The organism is Thermogutta terrifontis (assembly GCF_002277955.1).
Taxonomy (GTDB): domain Bacteria; phylum Planctomycetota; class Planctomycetia; order Pirellulales; family Thermoguttaceae; genus Thermogutta; species Thermogutta terrifontis.
Genome location: NZ_CP018477.1, coordinates 4532292 through 4554036 on the forward strand (window position 1 = coordinate 4532292; position 21745 = coordinate 4554036).

Consider the following 21745-nt stretch of genomic DNA (forward strand, 5'->3'; position numbering starts at 1 on the left):
CGACCAGGGCGATATCCGTTTTGTGATCGCCGTTGAAATCACCCGTCAGAACCCAAAGCCTCGTCCGTTCGAGGGGTCGGTTTCAACTTGCTGCCTCGTCTTCCAGAGTCCGTTTCGCAGCGAAAAATGGACCACGATGTTCAGGCCGGGCGCGACGGCGTCTTGGGCCACGAAGGCGAGATCATCAGCCCCATCCCCGTTGAAGTCCCCAACGAGCGGACCGCTGCTTGCGTTAAACACCTGCATGGCATCATTGCCGAGAACATCGTTAACGACCGCATAGTTCCCATTTCCCAGCGAGAACACTGTGGTCGCAATCAAACCAATACCGTCTATGTAGCGCAATACTAATCCGTCCGTTCTGTGATCCCCGTTGAAATCACCGGTCAGCGGCAAGGTAACGGATGCGTCGAGGATATCGTCGCCTTCGATGTAATCGTTTGCGGATGTTCCCGTAATGACGTCGTCGCCCGCGCCGCCGAACACATATGCCGGCACAGTGCTTACCCTGTTAAGGTTGACAACGTCGTCGCCTTCACCCGCGTTGACGACAATGCGGTTGACCTTGTCAAGAGGATAGCATCCCAGCCCATCGATCTTCAGATTGTTATCGACCTGACGCACGACGATATTGTCTGACTCGGCCGACCCAAAAATCGCCAGAACACCGCTTCCCGTCAGCATTGCGGAGATACCGGACAGCATCCGGCGATCCTATAAGCCCTCGAATGAGAGTTGCCTTTTGCTCTTGTGGGAGCCCAGGAGCTTGCTCTTCTTTGAAGCACGCCGCGAAGCACGAGAACCCTTGCGAAACATGGTGCACCTCCTAGAAGTCATCGAGGCTTTCAGTTCCACGAATAGTATCATCCTGACTTGGTTCGTAGAACCGAGATGAAGAATCCGCGCAGACATCGTGCCGACACGGAACCAAGTCAATAAATTGATCCGATGTCCCGAGCAAGGCAAAGCACTAACCGCCAGTGGGAAGAATTGCCCCAAGGTACTGCAAGCGACGTGCCAGACTGTGAAGCCCAGACGGCCCCTGTACCCTTAGCCTCCCAACCCCGGACAATGCCCACCCCTGGCGCTCGGCAAAAACCCCGGTCAACAAGGATCCGAGATTGTCGCCCGATAGTTTACCGCGGATTTTTGCGCTGTCAATCCCCCTCTGTAGATCATATGATTAGGTCCGTCCGAATGGCCCCTCTGCTCAGATTACAACGTTTCGCCAGCGGGTTGCTTCCGCTATTTGCTTGGGGGAATCACTCCAATACGGCCTCGTGGGCTACCCCAACGGACGTGCGGTCCGTCCACAACCGTGGGCTTTTCCCGGCCTACGCGGGACCCGTCGACAAGAATAAGCCAGCGACCGTCTATCGAGTCCGGAAACTCTTCCTTGAAATGACACCCGACGATCTCGCCCCCGCGAAGAAGGTGGAAAGGTCGGTGACCGAAGAGAGCCATCACCAAAGCATGCTGCACTTCTTTTTCGCCAATACCAAGCTTCCTTTGGAACCGTCGGATTGAGTGCGCAGAGATCAGTAGGAAGTCACTCATCCTCCACCAGCCACCGTGTTCGCACTGCGGCGAGAAGCCGACAGGCGATTATGGCCACGGTTACGACTATTCCAGCTAGTGCTCCGTCACAGGGTAGTTTTGGGATAGAGAGACTTCAGTTTGCAGCGGACATCTTCCGCGGTCATTTGCCAGTCGACGCCGCGCTGCCGAGCGTTGAGGTCTGCCGACCACGCCGCAATTTGCCCCTGAAGAAGATGTAGCTCCTCCAGGCGATCCCCGCTAGACACTGCCGGGTCAAACAGCCGAGCTCGCAGTCCGCCACGTTCAGCCAACTGCCGTGTTTCGGCGTGTAAACAAACCCAATGCGGCGAAAGTACTGACGAGCCCGCTCCGCTGGGAACACCTCATAAAACGCCCCATTCGCGTGCGTGTTCAGGTTGTCGCAGATCAGCGTGATCCGCTCACAGTCCGCGTAACGCCCGTCCAAAAGCGCCGACGCCTCCGACGCTCAGTCGCTCTTGGTCCTAAAAACTGACGAACCTTTTCCACCGTCTGCGGCCGTAGCCGAACGCTTCGGCAATGCGTTAGTCTGTCCAAGCCGGACCGTTCGCGTCCGCCTTCAGCAGAATCTGAGCGCGACGGACCTTACGGCTCCTTGCCTTCAGCTTGCGAATGACCTCCTGACATTTCTGACGTTCTTCCTCGGTCAGCCGGACAATATACTTCTTTCGCATGGCAACCCTCCTTGGCAAAAGGGAACAGAAACGACCACCGATCCTATCCCATCCCACACTCCCATGACGATCTCAATATTGTCCTGTGACGGAGCAATAGATCCCTGTTCTCAGCAACTTCGCGATTGCCACAAAGCTCTAAGTGCTTGTCCTGTTGGAGTATCCTTCTTGGCAATCTCCACTGGTGTTCCCTCAGCAATTACAGAACCTCCCTGTGGCCCGGCACCTGGCCCCATTTCAATTACGTAGTCACTTGCCCAAATAACGAATGGATCATGCTCTATAATGACCACAGAGTGTCCCATATCGAGTAAGCGATCGAAAACGGTGAGCAAGTTTCGAATGTCTCGCAGATGGAGGCCCGCAGTAGGCTCGTCAAAAACGTACAGTACACCACCTTTCTTCTTTTTTGAAAGTTCTGCGGCCAGCTTTAAACGCTGCGACTCTCCCCCAGACAAGGTGTCAGTACTTTGTCCTAGACATATGTAACCGAGGCCAATAGCTTCCAAGTCTTCCAGCTTGGCGGCTATTGCAGGAACATCGGAAAAGAGATGCCGAGCTTCAGAAATGTCCATGTCTAGGACATCAGCAATGGAGTACCCACGGTACTTGACCGATAGCACGGTGCCATTAAACCGTTTGCCGCCACACTCCGGACAAACGACATTAAGATCAGCGATCATCCCATTTGGGGGACAAATTCTGCCAAACCCGTGACACGTCGAACAGGCGCCATGCGGGCCATTAAATGTAAAAGATCGCTCATCAAGCCCCAGCTTATGTGCTTCGGGAGATCGCGCAAAAATGTGGCGTAATCGATCGAATACCTTGGTGTATGTTGCGACTACTGAGCGGGAATTGTGTCCAATGGGGGCCTGGTCAACCAACACGATATCTGTTATCCTGTCTCTTCCAACAAGTGTACAAGGTTCACTTTGCCGGGTGCGACTTGTCGCAGTCCTAGCATACCAGCACAGCGAGTCAATGACCAAAGAACTCTTTCCCGATCCGCTTACGCCTGCGATGCAAACCAGAACATGCAGGGGAATATCGACGTCCACATTCCGCAAATTGTTTGCTCGGGCCGAGCGAATTTCTAGTTTTTCTTCGCCTACCTCACGACGCTGCCGTTTCAGGTATGAGATATCTGCAGTTATAGCTTCCGCCGTAGCAGACGACTGGTAGCACAGCCTAATATGACTAGGCGTCCCTTCACACACCTTTGTCCCACCAAATTTCGACGGTCCTGGACCTAATTCGATAATATAATCTGCCTGCTCAATTACCTGCGGGTCATGCTCTACAATTAGTACCGTGTTACCACTACCGCTCTCCACTAGGCCACGGATAACGCGCAGGAAGGAAGGTACTTCCTTTGGGTGAACGCCAACTGTTGGCTCATCTAATACGTAAAGGACGCCCGAAATATTAGACGCCAGGTGCGATGCAAGGTACACTCTGTGCATTTCACCTGCCGACAAAGATGCAGTCTTTCTGTCTAACGCCAGGTAAGATACACCTAACTCGTCTAGTATGCGGATCAGTTCCAGAATTTTCATTCGAGGAAGCTCGGCAAACTGATCGCGAACATCGCCAAAGCGTAACTCTTGCAAAGCTTTGGCTATCGATATCATGTCAGAACACTGCCACTCTCTAACAGTTTTCCCGCCCAGAACAACAGAAGCAGCTTCAGGATCGATCCCTGCCCCGCCGCAGGTGGGGCAGGTTGTTTTGCTCAAGAAACACTCGAGCTCCCGTCGAACCCTTAGGCTTTCGGTTTGTTTCAACGTCTTCTCTATCTCGTTAATAATTCCGGGAAACTCCAGTGGGCGTTTTTTGGTTCGTTTTGCCCCATAAAATAAAGCAACTTTTGCTTCCCGTGGCCATTGCGAATAAGGTGTGCTGATGTCGCAACCAAACTGCTCCAGAAAACGAACAAAGAAATTCCACTTCATCGTTCCCTTTTTTGGCCCCCCGAATTTCAAACCACCTTCGGCGATTGAAAGATTGGGATCTGGGTAAACTTTTTCGATATCGACACTTTTGGTAACTCCCTCGCCGCCACACTCGGGACAAGCGCCGGTTGGTGAGTGGTTTGAAAACGCGCCCGGTTGAAATTTACGAATCTCTTTGCCGCAGGATCTGCAATACGTGCGGAAGGCCGGATTGTACACTGGTCTTTCTTGGGTAGAGCAGTTTCGGCACGGTATTTCTCCGCAGGTTGCAAACAATACGTGCAAAAAAGAACTAACCCTTGTTGTTGTACCGACCGTGCTCCGAGGGTTGTGAAAGTGTTGGGATTGACGCACTGCAATGGTCGGAGGCAACCCGAGCACAATATCTACTTTTGGCGCGAAAATCGGGGATACGAAATACAACTCACGTTGGTCCAACGACTCGATTATTCGTCGTCGCCCCTCAGCGAAGATAGTATCAAAAGCTAGTGAGCTCTTTCCGGAGCCCGAAACACCCGTTATTACTGTCACTTTGTTGTAAGGTATTTTTACATCAATCCCTTTTAGGTTTCCTTCGCGACAACCGTACAGTTCGATTTGACCAGACATAGGCATTGAGGCTCCGCAAAAGTGGGAAAATGTTGCAAGATTGTCTCGGCTCCTGATTCTTGCATCATCAGTATTTTGTAACCAAGTGCTTCGATTATGTCTTTTGTTTGTATATCGCAGCAGCCTCCCCAGACCCGAATTAGATCTTTGACTCTGCTTTCTTCGGCGGGGCCTGACAGGATGAGGGCGGTATCGCGCGCTAAGTCGATTGCCACTATGTTCCTTTGCCCGGATTCTTTACCAGGTACGCAGACATAGTAGACGGTGGCAAAATTCTTGTGCCAAAATTGCCTGTCTATTGAACAACTCTCGAAGACCACAATCGGCCTCGTTCTTTGGGTGCGTCCGCGGCACAATACATCGGCAAAAACACGACCGGAATAGCAACGGGCATTTCCTAAGCTACTACCCCCCAAAACTTCCGGCACCATTCGGACGTACTTCCGAATTTCGTTCCACTGTGCTTCGGTAGGATAAATGTGCGCGTAAATAGCAGATGTGGCTTTGGCTTCATCAGAAGGATCAACGCCAAGACGCTCGCAAAGCTCGAGGTAAATGCCAGATCCGGGAATTGCCTGGAACACGGAGATTGAGTACGAATAAATAGCGTCCCTATGTTCCTCTAGAAATGCGATCGTCTTGTCGCGATCTTCAGTCGTCTCTCCGGGATAGCCAAACATGATGTAAAGGTGGCAGCGTATTCCGGCATGGCTCGCCCGCCTAATGATATCCGAAATCGTTTTCACGTTCGTCCCCTTGCGCATCAAGTCCAACACCCGCTGCGAACCCGACTCGAACCCAAATCGCAACATGTGGCACCCACCGTCCGCAAGAAAACTCAGCAATCGCTTATCGAGAAAATGAACTTCCGGACGAGCGTTAGCCACCCACTTCGCTTTTGGCGCCAGGGCCCTAGCAATATGTTTCATGACCCCAGGTGTGACAGCAGCGTCGACAATATAGACAGCGTCGAGATCGTAAAGTTGCGCCGTAAGACCTAATTGTTCTACCTCAGCCTGCGTAATCAGACCGTCAGCAAATGTCTGATCGCCGCTGCAAAACTTACAACATCCGTAGTAGCACCGCTTTCGAAAAGAATATGGTGCAACGCGTCCGCCAGAAGTGTATGAGCGCCAAACGACGTCCCTGAAATCGGGCATTTTCTTGTAAATTTTTCGGGCATCGTCGGGCCAGCGTATATAAACTCGTCCTGCAACGCTGTGTTCCACTCCAGGAAGATCTGCAGGTTTTTCTCCTACTGCCAGGGATAATAGAGCATACTCTCCTGGCCCACTCACAATAACATCGACGGCGTCAAACGCACACAAAATCTTGATCGGGTCATAGCACCAAGATGAGAAATAGGCTCCGCCGAGAACGACTAAACAGTCCGAGCTGGCCTCTTTGAAGAAGGCCGCCAAAGCTAAAGCGGGAACTAGCTGGGTTGAAAAACAGATAGATAGGCCGATAATCGGACTACGCTCACTTGTAATAATCTGGAAACTTCGTGTTTGGATTAGGTTAGTTATCAAGGGCTTGACAAACTCGCACTCTTTCTCGAGACTGGAAACAAAATTTCCTGTGCTAAGGCCGTCTGGAACTCCGAACCCGTCGAATGTTATAACAGGACGTCCCTCCAAAAACTCCAACAATTTCAAGCCGGCGGAGATACTATCAATCCGGTCGGCATACTCCGTCAGCAACGAGATTCCTGACCGAACCAACTGACTGCGAAATCCGTCCAGATGGTCAATCCTCGAATCCACTTTTTTTTGCAGGTTATGGGGTGAGGTAAGAAGGTTAAATAGCTCGATACTGCTATCCCACACATGGCAACTGACCCCGTGGGATACCAGGAACGCCTTGAGTAGATACGGGGCCAAGACGGGCATCGTTACGTCAGCCACAGGGGGGACCACCAAAAACACCTTACGATTCCGCTTTTCCCTTGCAATGCTGACCGAAAACATAGCCAACTCCCCCAACCACCCTGTGATGACTGACGAAATGGAGCTTGTAGTGACCTCGGGCTGACGATATCCTCCGTTTTCACACTACCTGGGCTACCCGCTTGTGAACTCTGAACGCTTTCCCAACAGTGTATTTGAGATTCTTTGCTACTCGCGCGCCAGTAAATCCAGGTTTATACAGGCATCCATAAATTCCTTCACTTTGGGATAAACCTCTTCCTTTGTCAGGCCGAAGCGACATGCCAAATTGTCCGCAATCTCCTCAAGATCACGTCTGCCATCGATCTGTTTCCAAATCTCGTAAGCATCGTGGTTGAATGCTAAAATTGGGGTACGGTTTGTAAAGACGAGGGCTCCAAACCTTTCCGGCCGTACCTTCACTCCTTGTTTTACCTTCAAACTCATTGAAGTTCCGCCTCATCCCAAATTTTGCCTGGATACTCCCCCTGCCATATGGTAGTCGCGTGTACCACACCACTCGCCCGTGGTCGACTTAGCCGCTGCGCGGCATCCCCCGTGGCAATGTGGGAAAAGCTTACACGTCTTACATCGCGCTGGCACGTGCTCATTCCGCACGAACGCTGCAAAGACGGGAGAGCAGCATTTAATTTCACTGATAGACTTTGTCAGAATGTTGCCGCCAAGCTTTATACGAGACAGGCCACAAACCATCAACTCACCCGTTACATCTACATAAAACCTGTCATAGCCGTAGGAACACGTGTTAGCAAGATATTGCAACTCGGGAGGCAGTGCGCAGAACGGTATCGCCTCTGCGATCTCTATATGGGGATACGTCTCTTCTCGTCGGATAAGGTCCACGATGTGAAATGCTTCCACCAATTGCTCTCCCGTGGGACATAAATGTTTTGAGTTGGCACCCACTCCTACTGGAAGAAAGCGTGTTATTGTCATATAACGCAAGCCTATCCGTTGAAAAAACTCTACTACCTCACCGAGCTCGTGTGCGTTAGCCGCATTCAACACAAAGTTACTCGCAATCGGTATTTTATCCCGTTCCAAGAACTCTCGTATAGCACGAATTGTGCGGTCAAAGCTTCCCTCAACACCTGTTAGTGCATCATGCGTCTTCCGAATACCATGGACAGAAACACTAACGCTGACAATAGGGAATTCATGAAGGCGTTTTACCGCTACATCGTTCATCAATGTGCCATTTGAAAGGATCATTACGTTCGGAAATAATTCCACGGCACATCGAAGTACGTCAAAAAACCCGGGGTGAAGCAAAGGCTCCCCCCCGGTCAAGGTCACTTGCATTACTTGCTGACGCGCTAGCGATTCCAGTATTGGAATTGCATTAGTACAATACCGCGGACGTTGCGAGTTGTAACAAAAACGGCAGCGCAGATTACAGTCCTCAGTCAGCTCGACCTGCACAAGAAGGGGAGCCAAATCAATTAGATGATCATACGATGGCACACTCCCAGCCTGCATTACTATTCCTTTCTTTATCTTTTTCGCCGGTTTTTGAGGTGTTTGGCATAAGTTTGCCGTGCAGCGTAGCAGCCCCCACCGCACTTTGCAAGGTTGCCGCACGACTGACACTCAGGCAAGGGAAGGGTATGGAGCCAAAAACGTCTACTAGCGAAAGTTCTCCAAGTTTCAGCGAACGACTGTACGCTCAGGTCTCCTAAAACTGGTTGCGAGACCAGCGTACACGGCGTTACCAAACCGCTTGGCGTTATCCTCGCAACATTCAACCCTATTGTGCAAGCAATGTTAGCTTCAGCGATGAAATTGCGGATATCATCCGGGACAACGCACAAGGGAATTGGCTGAGGCAAGGCGAATCTGCTGAAACGCTGGCTCCCGTTCTGGAAATCCCTCACCAGTCGCAGAGCTTGATAAATCTCACAGGGTCCTAAGGTATGCCTATCTTCCTTGCGACCGGGAACTAAGCCGATTGTGACAAGTAACGTTTCCACCCCTAAAGATCTCAGATACCACATCGTGTCATAGAGATAGTGAAAATTGGCTTTGAAAAGCACAACATTAGCTGCGACATACACCCCTGCGTCCACTAGATTACCAATACCCCTTTCAACTTCAATGATAGCCCCTTTCTGCCCAACCATTGCGTCGTGAGGCCCCCCGGGAGGTGACAAAACTGTAGTGCATATAGAATTGAAAAACTTCGCTATCTGATTTGCCCGCCGATGATTAACGAGGGACGCATTCGTGTTCAGGTGCAAATCAAATCCAAGCGCCGCTGCGTACTCGCAGATACCAAAAAAATCTTCATGTAACAGCGGCTCGCCACCATTGAAATTAATGCTGATAATCGAGGCACGGGCCAATTCATCTAAGATGCGGCGTACGAGACCAACCGGTGCGGTTTTGTAGCGATCACAAGCAGGGTCACCCGCAAATCTGTTGTAACAAAACCAACACCGACGATTGCACGCGTACGTTAACTCCAGTTGCACCGATGTTGGCATCAACATCATGCAATACTTTCCGCGACAACTTTCCGTGACGCCCGCGCCTAACGACATGCACAGCACTGACACGGGGTGCACTTAGCCACCACCTTCGCCCCCTCACCTCTCATATATTCCACTACCTCCGGATCGACGACTCTGGAAGCTGCGTCGTTTTGAGAAAAAGGCTTCTTAAATGGATTAAACAGCTCAATCTTGGGATTTAACGTTCTTGAGCCCCGCGTTTGAGTATCAACCCCACGCGTACTCCGATCCATTTCTTCGGCCTCCGAATTAACTTTTCCCAATCCCAACACAGGCTATTACGATGAGTAATCTAGTTAACGACCGAGTGGTTGTCAAGGGTGCACCAAATTGACTGTGTCATACGTGAATAGAAATGACCCCTTGCGGCGTGAATAGAAATGTCCCTATCAACCCTCCGAAAGGAGGGTTGTATGGAGACATTAGAGATGAGTGCGAAAGAGCGAGCGCGGCTGGAGGTTTTCGGCCGGGTGAAGGCGGGAGACATCACGCTGGTAAAGGCGAGCGAGATCTTGGGGATGAGTTATCGGCAGGTGAAGCGTTCGTGGGCACGTTCTCAGGCGTTAGGGGCAGCGGGATTGGTGCACCGCTTGCGAGGTCGGTCCTCCGATCGGCAAGCGGAGCCCGCGGATAAGGGACAATCTGATTGGTATACAGATGCTCCATGGGGCGTTCGCCCGCATCCAAATCGACTGGTTTTTCCCAGTGGAGGAAGTCGTTGGAAGTGGTTCGCGCGATCCACCGAACTCCCTGCCGAAAGACGCGGAAGTAAAGCACATACCGGCTTTCCATCTCCGACCAGAAGGCATTATTCTGCGAGTCGAAGGCCCCTTCAGAGAATACCGGAGCATCTTGAACTTGCTGCCAGTGGATGCCATCCGGGGAGACGAAGGCCAAAAGTCCAGGCTCCCCAGTTCCTCCCAGCGCTTTAAAGCGGGCATCCGGCGGGCAGTCACGCCGAGTATCAACAAAGGGAGCAAAATTGTGGCAACCTCTGTTGCGGGCCAGCACAGCGTTGTTGTCCTTCCTTCCCGCCACTTCATACAGCCCCAGTCTTGGCCGAGTCCAATGGATGCCGTCGGCACTTTCCGCCACACAGGTGACTTCCGTATCGAAGTCGTGCGATGCCCGGGGCATACCGCGGTAGTACATTAGGAACCGGTCCCCATCCTTGAGAATCGTCACGTAGCCGCTGTAAATCCCCTCCCACGGTTGATCGAACTGGAAGACGATCTCCTGCGGTTGCGGGGTGTGAAGCTCCTGCCGACAACCCTCCAACTTGTCAATCAGCAGATCATCGATGAAAAGCTCGCGTCGCTGACCGATGGAAATGGCGTTTTCAGCCTCTGCAGCACCACCCCGGCGTGTCTCCCTCGACCAGCAGCAAACCGCCAGGACCACCGTGACTCCAACCCCAAGAGCTCTTTTGAGCGAAAGGCGCTGAGTTCTCATAGCCTCCTCGCCGGGCAATGGAAATTTCGGGACTGACTATGCAACGCAAATAACAGGGCCCTTCTGTTTGCTTTCGCTTCGCACCAATCAAGTGCGCAGGCACGCCCAGATAAGCTCCCGAACCTTCACGAGGATCCACGACCGAGACGGCCAACTTCCCAAAATTCGATGCACATGGCAAGCCGGGGCGCCGATGGCACGGCCCCAGTGTCTGTTAGAATCTTCGAGAAGCGATCACAGGGCATGAGAATAGCTGTGGGGGCATCGCGGAAGCGTGCTGCCGTCCGAAACGGGGCGCCCCGCCGTACCTCACCAACAGCACGCCAAGCCTGATCCGTCCGGTCAAATTTCGATAGGCACAATTCATGAATTGCCCCTACTGGAATTCGGGGCTTTTGGCGGTGCTCGATGTTTTGCAGATTTCTTGGAGGGGCACGCTCGTCCTGCCCGGGGCAAGGGCAATGATGGATCATCGATCCGTGTTGATCGGACGTGACACGCACGTGCCTCCGAAAAAACGGGCCCGACAAGCGGGTCCCTCCGGCGTTGTAGGGGCAATTCGTGAATTGCCCCTACCGGTGGGCACATTTCGTGGTCCTGGGAAAACAGGACAAGTGGCAAGGCTGTGAAGGCTAAAGCCTTCACCAAAAAGCGGCGATGAATCGCCGCACTCCATATGGAGTGCGGGGCTTTAGCCCCGCTTTCCGCGCGGGACTTTAGTCCCCGCGGAAACGCAAGAGATGATGCAACATTGAAGGCCGGACGTGACAGGCACGTCCCTCCGAATGCCGAGTCGCCAAGGGAGGTGGCGACGCCAATGGCTCTCAGGTGGCGACGGGGGCGCTGCGGGTCAATTCGCGATAGACACGCTGGGCTTCGGGAAATGGTTCCAGGGCGCGGTCGAGGATTCCCAGTGTGTAAGCGATGGTCACGCCGTAGTTGCAAATGGGAACGCCTGCCCGCCGACAGAGCTCCATTCGCGTGAGGACCTCGCGCCGGTTCCACATGCAGGCCCCACAGTGCACGAGCAACCGATAGGGAGACAAGTCTTCCGGAAAGTCGTGGCCCTGCACGGTCGTGAAATGCAGTTTCCCACCCACCCGCTCTTGCAGCCAGCGAGGTATTTTTTCCCGGCCGATGTCGTCCGCAATGGGGTGGTGGCTGCACGACTCCGCCACGAGGACGTGATCCCCCGGCCGTAATCGATCGATGGCCAGGGCTCCTCGAACGAACTCGTTGAGATCTCCTTTTTGACGGGCGAGAAGAATGGAGAATGATGTCATTTTGACGTGTGGGGGGGTAACTCGCGCAACCTGGGCAAAGGCCTGGCTGTCGGTCACAACAAGGACTGGCGGCTCCTTCAAGGATTCCAGTGCCCGGGCGAGTTCAGAGTCGCGGCAGACCATGGCCAGCGCGCCATGGTCGAGCAGTTCACGCAACGTGAGCACCTGTGGCTGGATAAGGCGTCCTTTAGGCGCCTCTTTATCGATCGGCACGACGAGCACCACAATCTGCCCGGACTGCACCAGATCGGCAATCAGCGGCGGACTGTTGATGAAGTCTTCCGGAGCGTTTTGAATGAGGGCCTGGCGAAGCGATTCCAGCCCCTCGTGCCTGATCGCGGCTGTGAATACGTAAGGGATTTTTTGCTGGTCCAGTTGGGCGAGGAGAGTTGCGTCCGGACGAGCAACGTCAACCTTGTTGAATACGACAATAACCGGGATACGACGCTGATGAAACTCGGCCAGCAGTTGCTCTTCAAAAACGCCCCATCGATCGCTATCAACCACCAGCAGCGCCAAATCGGTCCGATCCAAGACCTGGCGGGTTTTCTTAACCCGCATGGCACCCAGGGCACCTTCATCGTCCACGCCCGCCGTATCAATGAACAGCACCGGCCCAAGCGGCAGCATCTCCATCGGCTTTTCCACGGGATCGGTGGTCGTCCCCGCCACGTCGGAGACGATCGAGACCTGTTGCCGGGTAAGCATGTTGAGCAGGGCTGACTTCCCGGCGTTTCGCCGACCGAAAATTCCGATGTGCAGCCGAAAACTTTTTGGAGTGGGACGATATTCAGTCATGGAGGATCCGTGAACTGGCGTGAATCGGGAATGGCTGTTCGCAAAAAATAGAAAATTCCCTATCCCATTCTACGACGTTGCCCTTCGCAGGGATTGAACGCCGCAAACTGCCGCCGATGATCGTGCTGCCTTCGGCCGAAATTTCTGGGCGAAAACGGTGCCATTCATGGCCGATACACCGCCGCACACCGCGGCGTTTCCCAAAGACGTGTTTCCACAACCGGCAGACCTTTTTGCGCCACATAGTCGAATATGAGCCGCGCGATATTCTCGGCGGTAGGATTTTCGTCCATCAAGAAAAGCGGCTCACCCATTTCCTGCAGGACAGGTACCACCGGGTCCTGGCGGTGGAGAATCATCCGGTGATCGAGATTCTCATCAATCCAGCCCTGGACGACGCGCTTGATGTCCGTAAAGTCGAGAACCATTCCCAGTTCGTCGAGAGACGCTGTTTCAAAGGTGATGACAAGCAAGCCGTTGTGGCCGTGAAGGTTCCGGCACTTTCCCGAATAGTTGAGCAAACGGTGACCGTAGCAGAAATCGATTTCACGCAATACCTGATACATGGACACTTCCTCGCATAAGGGCTAGCCAATGACGGGCTGATGTGATTTTTGTCGAAGGAGCATTTTACCGGTCATCGGTCAGATCAAGCGGCTGCTGATCGCAACGTTCAGGCTGGCGACACTGATTTTCCGTCGAGATCGGAAGCGTAACGGGTCAGATCGGGGATTCCTGCCTCCCGGAAAGCACGGCGTCTTTCCGCACATTTGTTGCATCCGCCGCAATGGAGGCCGTCCATCGGGGCGATGCAGGAGAAGGTCTCGTGGAGAGGCCACCGCTGCCCCCATTTCATCCACTCCGTTTTGGACACGCCCTGCAACGGTCGGATGATCTGGAGCGGTGGATCGCCGTACAGGTTAAGCGCGGTCTCCACAGTGCGTAAGAATTCTTCGGAAGCATCGGCAAATGGATTGGTATCCAAAATTCCAAGGGCCAGAAATGGCACGCCCTGCTGGCGACACCACAGACCCGCTTTGACTAGCAGCAGGAGGTTTCGCCCGGGCAGGAACACGGCCTCGTCGGGAGAGTCGGCATCGGGAATCTGTTCCCCGGTGAGACTCCAGTGATCGCCGTAAATGTCGCGGACTGGGAGTTCGAGGATTGCGAGGGGACGGACACGGTCAGCAAACCAAGCGAGGATCCTGCGGACGGCAGCCAGCTCGGCCTGCTCCCAGAACAGCCCGGACCTCACGTACAGCGGCGCGACACACCTGCCGTCTTCCACCAGTTTGGCCAGCATGAGACTGCTATCCAGTCCTCCACTGAGCAGCACCGCAACGGAGCTGTCATTTTGATTCAATTTTGTTCCGTGCATACAGTCCCAACAGGAGCAATGCTGTGGTCTTTCAATAGCCGGGCCTCATGCGGCAATCGCGGCAAGTCGCACCGATGGCGAATAAATCGCAAGGCCTCCGCGGCTTTTGCATTGCAACCATCGGCATGAGAATTCCTCGGTCATCTTCTAAAACTCTCCTAGAAGAAAAAAGGCATTGCCCACAGTCTGTTTCCTTCCGACATCTGCCGCCATGAGCTTACCTATTCTAGAAGGATACGACGGTTGACAAGGTGACCCTGCCTGACAAATCCCTACTTTTCTCCGCCGATGGAGACGCGGAAGTGCACACGAGCACGCGTGGAAGCGGGATTGAACCCGGCAAGACCTGAGGGTAGGGGCAATTTATGAATTGCCCGTACAACACATTGCCCCCGTGCAATCTCAGCGTTTTTTTGGAAAATTAGGGACCTTCGCCTGAGTCATTAGCGCTTTTTGTTGCAACCTGCGAAAGGAAGTCCCGAGGGGCAGTTCATGAATTACCCTCATGGCAGCATCGGGCCACGTCCTCTAACACCCCTTAAAGAAAGTGACGTGTGTCAGGGCCTGGTTCCCACCGGCCACCGGGATCACCTGACCGAATTGTCCAGGTCGTAAACTTGCGCTCTAAGCAAGCCAAATCAATGTTTGCACAGTTGGTGAAATCTGGTATATAGACATGGTCTGAGATCACGGAGGGCCGAAACCATGTCTGCACCGTATTTTGTACGTCCGCTGTCGCGTGCCGAACGCCGTGGGCTGGACGCCATCTTGCGCAACCCGCCCAATGCGAGGGTTTTCCTGCGTGCCCAGGCGGTCGATCTCTCCTCGCGGGGCTGGAAAGTGCACGAAATTGCCGAGATCGTCCGTCGCGACCGCTCGGTGGTGTCGCGTTGGTTGCATCGGTTCGAGCAGGAGGGGCTCGAAGGTCTCTGGCCCCGGAAGAGCCCTGGTCGGCCGCCCAAGGTGAGGGCCGAGTTTCGCCAAGCCGCCGACGAAGCTGCCCGAGAGAATCCCCGCGACTTGGGATAGGACTTCACGCGTTGGACGGCCGAGCTGCTGGCCCGGCATTTGGCTGGGACGACTGGCGTGGAGGTGGGAGCAGCCACGATCCGCAACACCCTGGCCGAGTTGGGCTTTCGCTGGGGGCGACCGAAGCTCGATCTGGCCCATCGCCAGGACCCTGCGGATGTGGCCCGAGCCAAGCGCCTGCGAAACGGCGCTTTAAAAAAACGATCCTCAGCCGCGGCCGCTGGGCCTTCTTGTATCTCGACGAAGCCGAATTCCACCTGAACCCCGGGCTGTGCCAGTGTTGGTCGCCGCCGGGCGAGCGGGTGATCGTGCCCTCGGCCGGTCAGAATCGCCGCGTGCCGGTCTTCGGCGCGTTGGATGCGGTAAGCGGCGAAGTGACGGCCCTGCTCACGGCCAAGAAGTGCGGCGCCGACTTTCTGGACTTCCTCAAGTTCCTCTCGGGCAAGCACTACGCGGAACAGGAACGGGTTTACCTGTTTTTGGATAACTGTTCGATCCACCACACCCGTGCGGTGCGCGAGTTCCTTCAGTCGCAGCGCCCTCGGGTGCGTGTGATCTGGAACGCAGCCTACGCGCCCAACCTCAATCTGATCGAGCGCTTCTGGGGCCACTTGAAGCGGTCCGCGATCCACAACTACTACTTCCAGACTGTGGAAAATCTGGAAGACGCTATCCTGGGAGCCATCCACAGCATCAATCGCCAACTCGACCATCCCTTCCGCCTTAACCTGAAAACTGTGCAACCTTTGTTAGCTGCCGCTTAGAGACCGTAGAAAGCCTCTACCTTATCGATTATTGGGGGCCATATCCGGGCGGCGGTAGTGGCGACCCACCGTATTTCGACTGGGAATCTGGCGAGAAAGTGTGGCAACAGGTTGTGCAGCGATTTGGCGGCAATCCAAAAATCAAGATTATCGGGACACTGATAAAGGATGTCGCTGGCATCGTAGCTCCAGGTCGATTTGATTTCGTCTACTTGGACGCATGCCACAGACGGGATATCGTCTTGCGTGATCTAAAGCAGTTTGGCCGACGGTTGCACTTGGTGATGTGTTGGCTGGACACGACTACGCGAAGACAGAACGGTATCCTTGGATTCAGGTAAGGCCAGCCGTCGATCAGTTTTGCCGCGAATACAACCTAACCATCGAGTGCATCACTGAGGGAAGAATGCGGAAGCTTTCTTATCCGCAAGCCATAGCCACTACTTTGTCGCGTTGAGCCGAATTGACTTGACATCAATCGTCGGATACCCAGGGCGCATATCCTTGTCTTTACTTACAATCCAAAGGCGGACAGTATAGCTATCGGATTTAGGCACACGAACCCAACCAACGGTGATTGTCTTGGCCGAATCCCATGTCTCGGTTTTTTCCAAGGAAAAAAACCTCGCGCTAATTGGTATCCTGGAATTGTTGCGGAAGACGCCAATCGCGAAGACAGACAGTGGCCCTCTCCACGGGCCGGTGTATTCTATACTCACTTCATAGGTACCAGATCGTAACTCAGCATGCCATTCGACGTATTCGTTCGGCTCAGACCAGCCGGTAATCCGATCGATGTTTGAAACGTACACCAGATGCCGGCCAACCAGCTTGGCATCCTTTGCTTTTAGTACGATGCCACCACCCGACGTGACCTGTTCTATCCTCTGCTCCCACCTATTTTTAACGAGAACCGGTGGGGATGAAACTCGGAAAAACTCCTGAAGTGCGTCCAACTGCGTGTACAGCTTGTCGACGCCGGTCTTGCTTTCTGCCTCCCGCCACACCTGCTCCGCCTTAAGGAGTCGCTCATCATCTGACAGCTCGTCTTTGTGTGATTGCGACGCTATGAGTCGCACCGCTTCGATCGCAATTGCAAGATCATGCGCTTCTACCGCGAGACGTTTCGCTTGTTCAAGTTCGACCATCTTCGCTGTCGAGTCGCTCTCCTTCTTCGCTAGCTCAAGAATCTCTCGCGCCAGGGCACTCTTCTCCGCTGAGGTTTTGGCCGCTTCGATTCGCTTTCCGTAAACCTCATGGAAAAGCTGCTGAGCCCGAAGGATCGCCGACCAGTCGCCGGATTCCACGACGGCCAAGGTGACACAGAGCACAATCCACAGCATGGCTGTCCCCTTTTCTAACAGCGTCCTGAGATACGTGTGCACCTCACGCACCAGGATACACCGCGAGACAAAGGGGCGGGCACCGCGTGGTGCAGCCGCGGGTTCGGGGCTAGCTTCCCTAGCCCGCCCGGGGATATTTTAGTCAGAGCGATGCGATTTTGCCACAGCGAACGCGAAATATCCGCTTGCCACAACTGTAACGTGCAAACCCTAAGGGCGTAATACCCCTAAAGGGGGATGGCAATCTGCACGAGCGCACCTAACTAGTGCTCCGTCACAGGGTAGTTTTGGGATAGAGAGACTTCAGTTTGCAGCGGGCATCTTCCGCGGTCATTTGCCAGTCGACACCCCGCTGCCGAGCGTTGAGGTCTCCCGACCACGCCGCAATTTCCTCCTGAAGAAGACGTAACTCTCCCACACGACGCCCCGCCAGGCACTGCCGGGTCAAACAGCTCAACTCGCACTCCGCCACGTTCAGCCAACTGCCGTGTTTCGGCGTGTAAACAAACTCAATGCGACGAACGTACTGACGAGCCCGCTCCGCTGGGAACACCTCGTAAAACGCCCCTTTCGTGTGCGTGTTCAGGTTGTCGCAGATCAGCGTGATCCGCTCACAGTCCGCGTAACGCCCGTCCAAAAGCGCCGCCCTCTCCGTCGCTCAGTCGCTCTTGGTCCAAAAAATGCTGAAGCATCTTCTCCACCGTCTGTCGCCGACACCCGAACGCCTCGGCAATCCGCTGGTCCGTCCAGGCTGGGCCGTCCGCATCCACCTTCAGCAGAATCTGAGCGCGACGGACCTTCTGGCTCGTTGCCTTCAGCTTGCGAATGACCTCCTGACATTTCTGACGTTCCTCCTCGGTCAGCCGGACAATATACTTCTTTCGCATGGCAACCCTCCTTGACGAAACGGAACGGAAACGACCACCCATCCTATCCTATCCCATCCCACCCACGAGCACAATCCCAAAATATTCCTGTGACGGAGCACTACTCCGACTCAAGGAGCTCGTGGAAGCCCTGCCTCCCGAATACGGGATAGTCGCTTACCTTGACGGTGTGGATGGTTTTGTCGTCGGCAAAGAAGAGGAGATAATAAGCACGTTTTTAGACTTTAGACTTTAACAGTCCGGGCGTCTGTGGAACAGAAGACTGTTGCTGGCCTGTGCATGACGGCAGATTTCGGAACATGTTCACGCAAGGCACTCATCGATTTTTGAACGCTGGAACGTGGATTGGGTCCCGTGAATGGGTCCAGCGATCTCTGGCTGGGTTGCAATCCATGCATTTGGAGCTTAAGACAGGTGCATGGCCACCGTACGCAAGCGGTGTCCGTCGGAGCGCCATGTTTAACGACCAACGGCCAACTGCAATGGCAAATTGCTTACCTTGAGAACCGAATCACACAGTAAGACTTCACACGGAATGGCATCTCTTCGCTAATCTGCCGTGCACATGGATGTTTCCAACTCCGAACGCGCATTTTGATATTGTGGACGGACGACTTCGTGTTTTAGATGGGCACAGGCCTCCGTTAATTCACCTTCCCGGCGCTGGCAAGCGTAACAAGCACTTGTGGTGGGGACTTATCGAGGCACCAGTGCCCACCGTTGACGCTGATCTTCACGATCACAGGGCGCGACAATAACTCTGCTTGTCGAAGATTTTCCTGACGGAGTTAATGCCAGCTGAGATGCGTAGTTGATAAGAACAAATCCGGATTGCACAGGAACAAGCTGCCATGCGGACCATTCGTCTTGTTCCATCCTTTGCGTTACGCGAAACTCAGCATTTGGATCAACCGTCAAAAACAAACCCGAATTTACGTTACGAATACGTACTGATGACGCTGCCCCTCGCTCTATTAACCACTGGGCGTTTGTCTCGGCAGGCAGCTCGTAAATAATTATGTCTGCGCCGGGCGAACGACTGCCTCCGTTGACATTAAGCACAAGACCCGTGGACGTATTGAGCACCACTAGTGGCATTCGCAATGAATAGATCGCTCGTGGTAAAGGGCGCGACGGAGGAGGGAAGCGACGCAGGAACTCTGCTGTTCGCTCTTCCCACTTTTTGGAAAGCAGTTGCGGAGGCGAAGAGACGCAAAGCCACTTGGATATCGATTCATACATAAGGTCGAATTGTTCAAGCCGTTCGGTACGTTCTGCTTGAATCCATAGACGATCGCAATCGCTATCAACCAGTAATGGATCGGAGTCGTCGGACTGGCGTTGCAACTTCGCGATCTCGTAGCATAATTGAGCGTACCTAACTTCGATGGCCAGCCGCTTTGCTTCTTCCGCAGCAATGCGACGGAGTTCAGAATTAGACTCTGTTTTCGCATACTCAAAAATTGCGCGAGCTAATAAGACCTTATCTTGTGGTGTTTTGGCAGCCTCGGCTTTTTTGCCGTAAAGTTCATGGAAAAGCTGCTGAGCCCGAAGGATCGCCGACCAGTCGCCGGATTCCACGACGGCCAAGGTGACACAGAGCACAATCCACAGCATGGCTGTCCCCTTTTCTAACAGCGTCCTGAGATACGTGTGCACCTCACGCACCAGGATACACCGCGAGACAAAGGGGCGGGCACCGCGTGGTGCAGCCGCGGGTTCGGGGCTAGCTTCCCTAGCCCGCCCGGGGATATTTTAGTCAGAGCGATGCGATTTTGCCACAGCGAACGCGAAATATCCGCTTGCCACAACTGTAACGTGCAAACCCTACGGGCGTAATACCCCTAAAGGGGGATGGCAATCTGCACGAGCGCGCCTAACTAGTGCTCCGTCACAACCTAATTTTGGGATACACAGACTTCAGTTTGCAGCGGGCGTCTTCCGCGGTCATTTGCCAGTCGACGCCGCGCTGCCGAGCGTTGAGGTTTACCGACCACGCCGTAATTTCCTCCTGAAGAAGACGTAACTCTCCCACACGACGCCCCGCCAGACACTGCCGGGTCAAACAGCCGAGCTCGCACTCCGCCACGTTCAGCCAACTGCCGTGTTTCGGCGTGTAAACAAACCCAATGCGGCGAACGTACTGACGAGCCCGCTCCGCTGGGAACACCTCGTAAAACGCCCCCTTCGTGTGCGTGTTCAGGTTGTCGCAGATCAGCGCGATCCGCTCACAGTCCGCGTAACGCCCGTCCAAAAGCGCCGCCCTCTCCGTCGCTCAGTCGCTCTTGGTCCAAAAAATGCTGAAGCATCTTCTCCACCGTCTGTCGCCGACACCCGAACGCCTCGGCAATCCGCTGGTCCGTCCAGGCTGGGCCGTCCGCATCCACCTTCAGCAGAATCTGAGCGCGACGGACCTTCTGGCTCGTTGCCTTCAGCTTGCGAATGACCTCCTGACATTTCTGACGTTCCTCCTCGGTCAGCCGGACAATATACTTCTTTCGCATGGCAACCCTCCTTGGCAAAAGGGAACAGAAACGACCATGCATCCTATCCCATTCCACCCATGCAACAGAATCCCAGAATTTTCCTGTGACGCCGCAATATGCCAGATTTCACCAACTGTGCAAACATTGATTTGGCCCGCTTAGTCCTTTCAGCGTAGACGGCACCCGACGAATGGGTCAGACTGCGTGTAATTTCTCTTGTTGCGGGATGCGTCCGTGCTTAAAATCCAACAGAGGGCATGAAATTGCCCCAGGGAGGGATTTTGGGCGACGTCAGCGGGCCAGGTGTTCCGAGCCGAGAAGGGGAGTGTAACAAGAGTGGTTCTCTCCGAAATTGACCGCCATCTCCTGGAACGCTGTCTGGAGCGGAAGCCGCGGGCGTGGGAAGACTTTGTTGACCGGTTCCTCGGGCTGGTCATTCACGTAATCAATCACACAGCCGAGTCTCGACGGCTGCGGATGACGCCGGAACTTCGGGACGACCTCTGTTCAGAGGTCTTTCTTACCCTTCTTAAAGACGATTTTGCTGTTTTGCGCAAATTTCGCGGTCGGTGCAGCTTGGCCAGTTACCTCTGTGTGGTGGCCCGGCGGGTGGTTGTTCGTGCTCTTCAGAAGCGCAAGCTTGCGGGAACTCATGAGAGTGCCAGCCGTTCAGAACCAGCGGCGCCTTCCAAAGTCCCTTCGCCGGTGGCCTGGCCGGAAGAAGACCGGATCGCCAATCGAGAGGAGGCGGAACGCCTCCTTCAAATGCTGGACGGACAGGAGGCCACGATCGTCCGGCTTTACCATCTCGAAGGGAAAAGTTACCAGGAAATCAGTCAAATCACGGGCATTCCCACCAATAGCATCGGGCCGATTCTCAGCCGGGCACGCAGCAAACTTCGCCGGATACCCACCGCGTGACATCCGTGGCACCGAAACTATTCCAGCCTGCTGTGAACCCGCACGGTCTATTGCACGCGGAAAAATTCTTTGCTCGCGTGAACTAACTCGTTGCGGGTTGTGCTGGCCGGTGAAGACGCTACAACATCT

At 54.2% G+C, this 21745-nt stretch carries 21 protein-coding genes and 1 pseudogene; 5 read left to right on the forward strand and 17 right to left on the reverse strand.

Translation table 11 applies throughout. From position 1 onward, the window contains the following. Nucleotides 1-45: 45 nt before the first annotated feature. The 8 genes from THTE_RS16770 to THTE_RS18745 all read right to left on the reverse strand — a co-directional run bounded on the left by THTE_RS16770 (nucleotide 46) and on the right by THTE_RS18745 (nucleotide 9305). Nucleotides 46-705, reverse strand: coding sequence for a hypothetical protein (locus tag THTE_RS16770; protein WP_095416520.1), 660 nt, complete (start codon nucleotides 703-705; stop codon nucleotides 46-48). Between the two features lie 994 nt (nucleotides 706-1699). Continuing rightward, nucleotides 1700-2005: a transposase gene (locus THTE_RS16780; protein ID WP_095416522.1), complete on the reverse strand. Its 306-nt coding sequence runs from the start codon at nucleotides 2003-2005 to the stop codon at nucleotides 1700-1702. Between the two features lie 97 nt (nucleotides 2006-2102). Beyond that, a complete protein-coding gene (locus THTE_RS18230) occupies nucleotides 2103-2252 on the reverse strand; it encodes a hypothetical protein (RefSeq protein WP_168175885.1) in 150 nt (49 codons plus the stop codon). A 110-nt stretch (nucleotides 2253-2362) separates the two neighbouring features. Further along, nucleotides 2363-4816: an excinuclease ABC subunit UvrA gene (locus THTE_RS16785; protein WP_157732191.1), complete on the reverse strand. Its 2454-nt coding sequence runs from the start codon at nucleotides 4814-4816 to the stop codon at nucleotides 2363-2365. Continuing rightward, a complete protein-coding gene (locus tag THTE_RS16790; protein WP_095416524.1) occupies nucleotides 4771-6786 on the reverse strand; it encodes a B12-binding domain-containing radical SAM protein in 2016 nt (671 codons plus the stop codon). The genes THTE_RS16785 and THTE_RS16790 overlap by 46 nt, the downstream gene beginning before the upstream one ends. A gap of 147 nt (nucleotides 6787-6933) precedes the next feature. Beyond that, a complete protein-coding gene (locus tag THTE_RS16795; protein WP_095416525.1) occupies nucleotides 6934-7191 on the reverse strand; it encodes a PqqD family protein in 258 nt (85 codons plus the stop codon). A 12-nt stretch (nucleotides 7192-7203) separates the two neighbouring features. After that, nucleotides 7204-8244, reverse strand: a complete 1041-nt coding sequence (locus THTE_RS18740; RefSeq protein WP_095416526.1) for a radical SAM/SPASM domain-containing protein — start codon at nucleotides 8242-8244, stop codon at nucleotides 7204-7206. Nucleotides 8245-8258: 14 nt separating this feature from the next. Further along, nucleotides 8259-9305, reverse strand: coding sequence for a radical SAM/SPASM domain-containing protein (locus THTE_RS18745; protein ID WP_095416527.1), 1047 nt, complete (start codon nucleotides 9303-9305; stop codon nucleotides 8259-8261). Nucleotides 9306-9703: 398 nt separating this feature from the next. On the opposite strand from THTE_RS18745, the gene THTE_RS18750 reads away from it, so the two are divergent. Next, entirely contained in the window at nucleotides 9704-10207 is a 504-nt protein-coding gene (locus tag THTE_RS18750) for a helix-turn-helix domain-containing protein (protein ID WP_420823866.1), read from the forward strand. Between the two features lie 1344 nt (nucleotides 10208-11551). On the opposite strand, the gene hydF is transcribed toward THTE_RS18750, so the two are convergent. From hydF to THTE_RS16825, 3 genes are all read right to left on the reverse strand, one after another. Beyond that, nucleotides 11552-12808 carry a [FeFe] hydrogenase H-cluster maturation GTPase HydF gene (hydF, locus tag THTE_RS16815; protein ID WP_095416529.1) on the reverse strand — a complete coding sequence of 419 codons (1257 nt, stop codon included), beginning with the start codon at nucleotides 12806-12808 and terminating at the stop codon, nucleotides 11552-11554. Between the two features lie 164 nt (nucleotides 12809-12972). Then, on the reverse strand, nucleotides 12973-13374 hold the full coding sequence (locus THTE_RS16820; protein WP_095416530.1) for a 6-pyruvoyl trahydropterin synthase family protein: 402 nt from the start codon (nucleotides 13372-13374) through the stop codon (nucleotides 12973-12975). A 107-nt stretch (nucleotides 13375-13481) separates the two neighbouring features. Further along, entirely contained in the window at nucleotides 13482-14186 is a 705-nt protein-coding gene (locus THTE_RS16825; protein WP_095416531.1) for a 7-cyano-7-deazaguanine synthase, read from the reverse strand. Nucleotides 14187-14891: 705 nt separating this feature from the next. Between THTE_RS16825 and THTE_RS16830 the strand changes: the two genes are divergently transcribed. The 3 genes and pseudogenes from THTE_RS16830 to THTE_RS16835 all read left to right on the forward strand — a co-directional run bounded on the left by THTE_RS16830 (nucleotide 14892) and on the right by THTE_RS16835 (nucleotide 15979). Beyond that, nucleotides 14892-15215: a helix-turn-helix domain-containing protein gene (locus tag THTE_RS16830; protein WP_095416532.1), complete on the forward strand. Its 324-nt coding sequence runs from the start codon at nucleotides 14892-14894 to the stop codon at nucleotides 15213-15215. A gap of 12 nt (nucleotides 15216-15227) precedes the next feature. After that, a pseudogene (locus THTE_RS18755) lies at nucleotides 15228-15476 on the forward strand (winged helix-turn-helix domain-containing protein); the annotation flags it as partial. Continuing rightward, a complete protein-coding gene (locus THTE_RS16835; protein WP_157732195.1) occupies nucleotides 15446-15979 on the forward strand; it encodes an IS630 family transposase in 534 nt (177 codons plus the stop codon). The pseudogene THTE_RS18755 and the gene THTE_RS16835, both read left to right, overlap by 31 nt. 440 nt (nucleotides 15980-16419) lie before the next feature. On the opposite strand, the gene THTE_RS16845 is transcribed toward THTE_RS16835, so the two are convergent. The 6 genes from THTE_RS16845 to THTE_RS16870 all read right to left on the reverse strand — a co-directional run bounded on the left by THTE_RS16845 (nucleotide 16420) and on the right by THTE_RS16870 (nucleotide 20713). Beyond that, nucleotides 16420-17322, reverse strand: a complete 903-nt coding sequence (locus tag THTE_RS16845; protein ID WP_157732196.1) for a hypothetical protein — start codon at nucleotides 17320-17322, stop codon at nucleotides 16420-16422. Nucleotides 17323-17596: 274 nt separating this feature from the next. Then, nucleotides 17597-17959, reverse strand: a complete 363-nt coding sequence (locus tag THTE_RS16850; RefSeq protein ID WP_095416536.1) for a transposase — start codon at nucleotides 17957-17959, stop codon at nucleotides 17597-17599. After that, entirely contained in the window at nucleotides 17934-18209 is a 276-nt protein-coding gene (locus tag THTE_RS16855) for a helix-turn-helix domain-containing protein (RefSeq protein WP_095416537.1), read from the reverse strand. The genes THTE_RS16850 and THTE_RS16855 overlap by 26 nt, the downstream gene beginning before the upstream one ends. Nucleotides 18210-18905: 696 nt before the next feature. Further along, nucleotides 18906-19826 carry an RICIN domain-containing protein gene (locus THTE_RS16860; RefSeq protein ID WP_157732197.1) on the reverse strand — a complete coding sequence of 307 codons (921 nt, stop codon included), beginning with the start codon at nucleotides 19824-19826 and terminating at the stop codon, nucleotides 18906-18908. 274 nt (nucleotides 19827-20100) lie between these two features. Further along, nucleotides 20101-20463 carry a transposase gene (locus THTE_RS16865; RefSeq protein WP_095416539.1) on the reverse strand — a complete coding sequence of 121 codons (363 nt, stop codon included), beginning with the start codon at nucleotides 20461-20463 and terminating at the stop codon, nucleotides 20101-20103. Beyond that, nucleotides 20438-20713: a helix-turn-helix domain-containing protein gene (locus tag THTE_RS16870; RefSeq protein WP_095416537.1), complete on the reverse strand. Its 276-nt coding sequence runs from the start codon at nucleotides 20711-20713 to the stop codon at nucleotides 20438-20440. Before THTE_RS16870 ends, THTE_RS16865 begins: the two co-directional genes overlap by 26 nt. A gap of 318 nt (nucleotides 20714-21031) precedes the next feature. On the opposite strand from THTE_RS16870, the gene THTE_RS16875 reads away from it, so the two are divergent. Then, entirely contained in the window at nucleotides 21032-21616 is a 585-nt protein-coding gene (locus tag THTE_RS16875) for an RNA polymerase sigma factor (RefSeq protein ID WP_095416540.1), read from the forward strand. Nucleotides 21617-21745: the final 129 nt, after the last annotated feature.

Excerpts from the sequence above, each read along its gene's own strand:
- THTE_RS18740 (WP_095416526.1), bottom strand. The coding sequence starts at position 8,244 with ATGCAGGCTGGGAGTGTGCCATCGTATGATCATCTAATTGATTTGGCT.
- THTE_RS16820 (WP_095416530.1), bottom strand. The coding sequence starts at position 13,374 with ATGTATCAGGTATTGCGTGAAATCGATTTCTGCTACGGTCACCGTTTG.
- THTE_RS16845 (WP_157732196.1), bottom strand. The coding sequence starts at position 17,322 with ATGCTGTGGATTGTGCTCTGTGTCACCTTGGCCGTCGTGGAATCCGGC.
- THTE_RS16785 (WP_157732191.1), bottom strand. The coding sequence starts at position 4,816 with ATGTCTGGTCAAATCGAACTGTACGGTTGTCGCGAAGGAAACCTAAAA.
- THTE_RS16860 (WP_157732197.1), bottom strand. The coding sequence starts at position 19,826 with ATGCTGTGGATTGTGCTCTGTGTCACCTTGGCCGTCGTGGAATCCGGC.
- THTE_RS16795 (WP_095416525.1), bottom strand. The coding sequence starts at position 7,191 with ATGAGTTTGAAGGTAAAACAAGGAGTGAAGGTACGGCCGGAAAGGTTT.
- THTE_RS18230 (WP_168175885.1), bottom strand. The coding sequence starts at position 2,252 with ATGCGAAAGAAGTATATTGTCCGGCTGACCGAGGAAGAACGTCAGAAA.
- hydF (WP_095416529.1), bottom strand. The coding sequence starts at position 12,808 with ATGACTGAATATCGTCCCACTCCAAAAAGTTTTCGGCTGCACATCGGA.
- THTE_RS18745 (WP_095416527.1), bottom strand. The coding sequence starts at position 9,305 with ATGTCGTTAGGCGCGGGCGTCACGGAAAGTTGTCGCGGAAAGTATTGC.
- THTE_RS16830 (WP_095416532.1), top strand. The coding sequence starts at position 14,892 with ATGTCTGCACCGTATTTTGTACGTCCGCTGTCGCGTGCCGAACGCCGT.
- THTE_RS16870 (WP_095416537.1), bottom strand. The coding sequence starts at position 20,713 with ATGCGAAAGAAGTATATTGTCCGGCTGACCGAGGAGGAACGTCAGAAA.
- THTE_RS16855 (WP_095416537.1), bottom strand. The coding sequence starts at position 18,209 with ATGCGAAAGAAGTATATTGTCCGGCTGACCGAGGAGGAACGTCAGAAA.
- THTE_RS16825 (WP_095416531.1), bottom strand. The coding sequence starts at position 14,186 with ATGCACGGAACAAAATTGAATCAAAATGACAGCTCCGTTGCGGTGCTG.
- THTE_RS16770 (WP_095416520.1), bottom strand. The coding sequence starts at position 705 with ATGCTGTCCGGTATCTCCGCAATGCTGACGGGAAGCGGTGTTCTGGCG.
- THTE_RS18750 (WP_420823866.1), top strand. The coding sequence starts at position 9,704 with ATGAGTGCGAAAGAGCGAGCGCGGCTGGAGGTTTTCGGCCGGGTGAAG.
- THTE_RS16790 (WP_095416524.1), bottom strand. The coding sequence starts at position 6,786 with ATGTTTTCGGTCAGCATTGCAAGGGAAAAGCGGAATCGTAAGGTGTTT.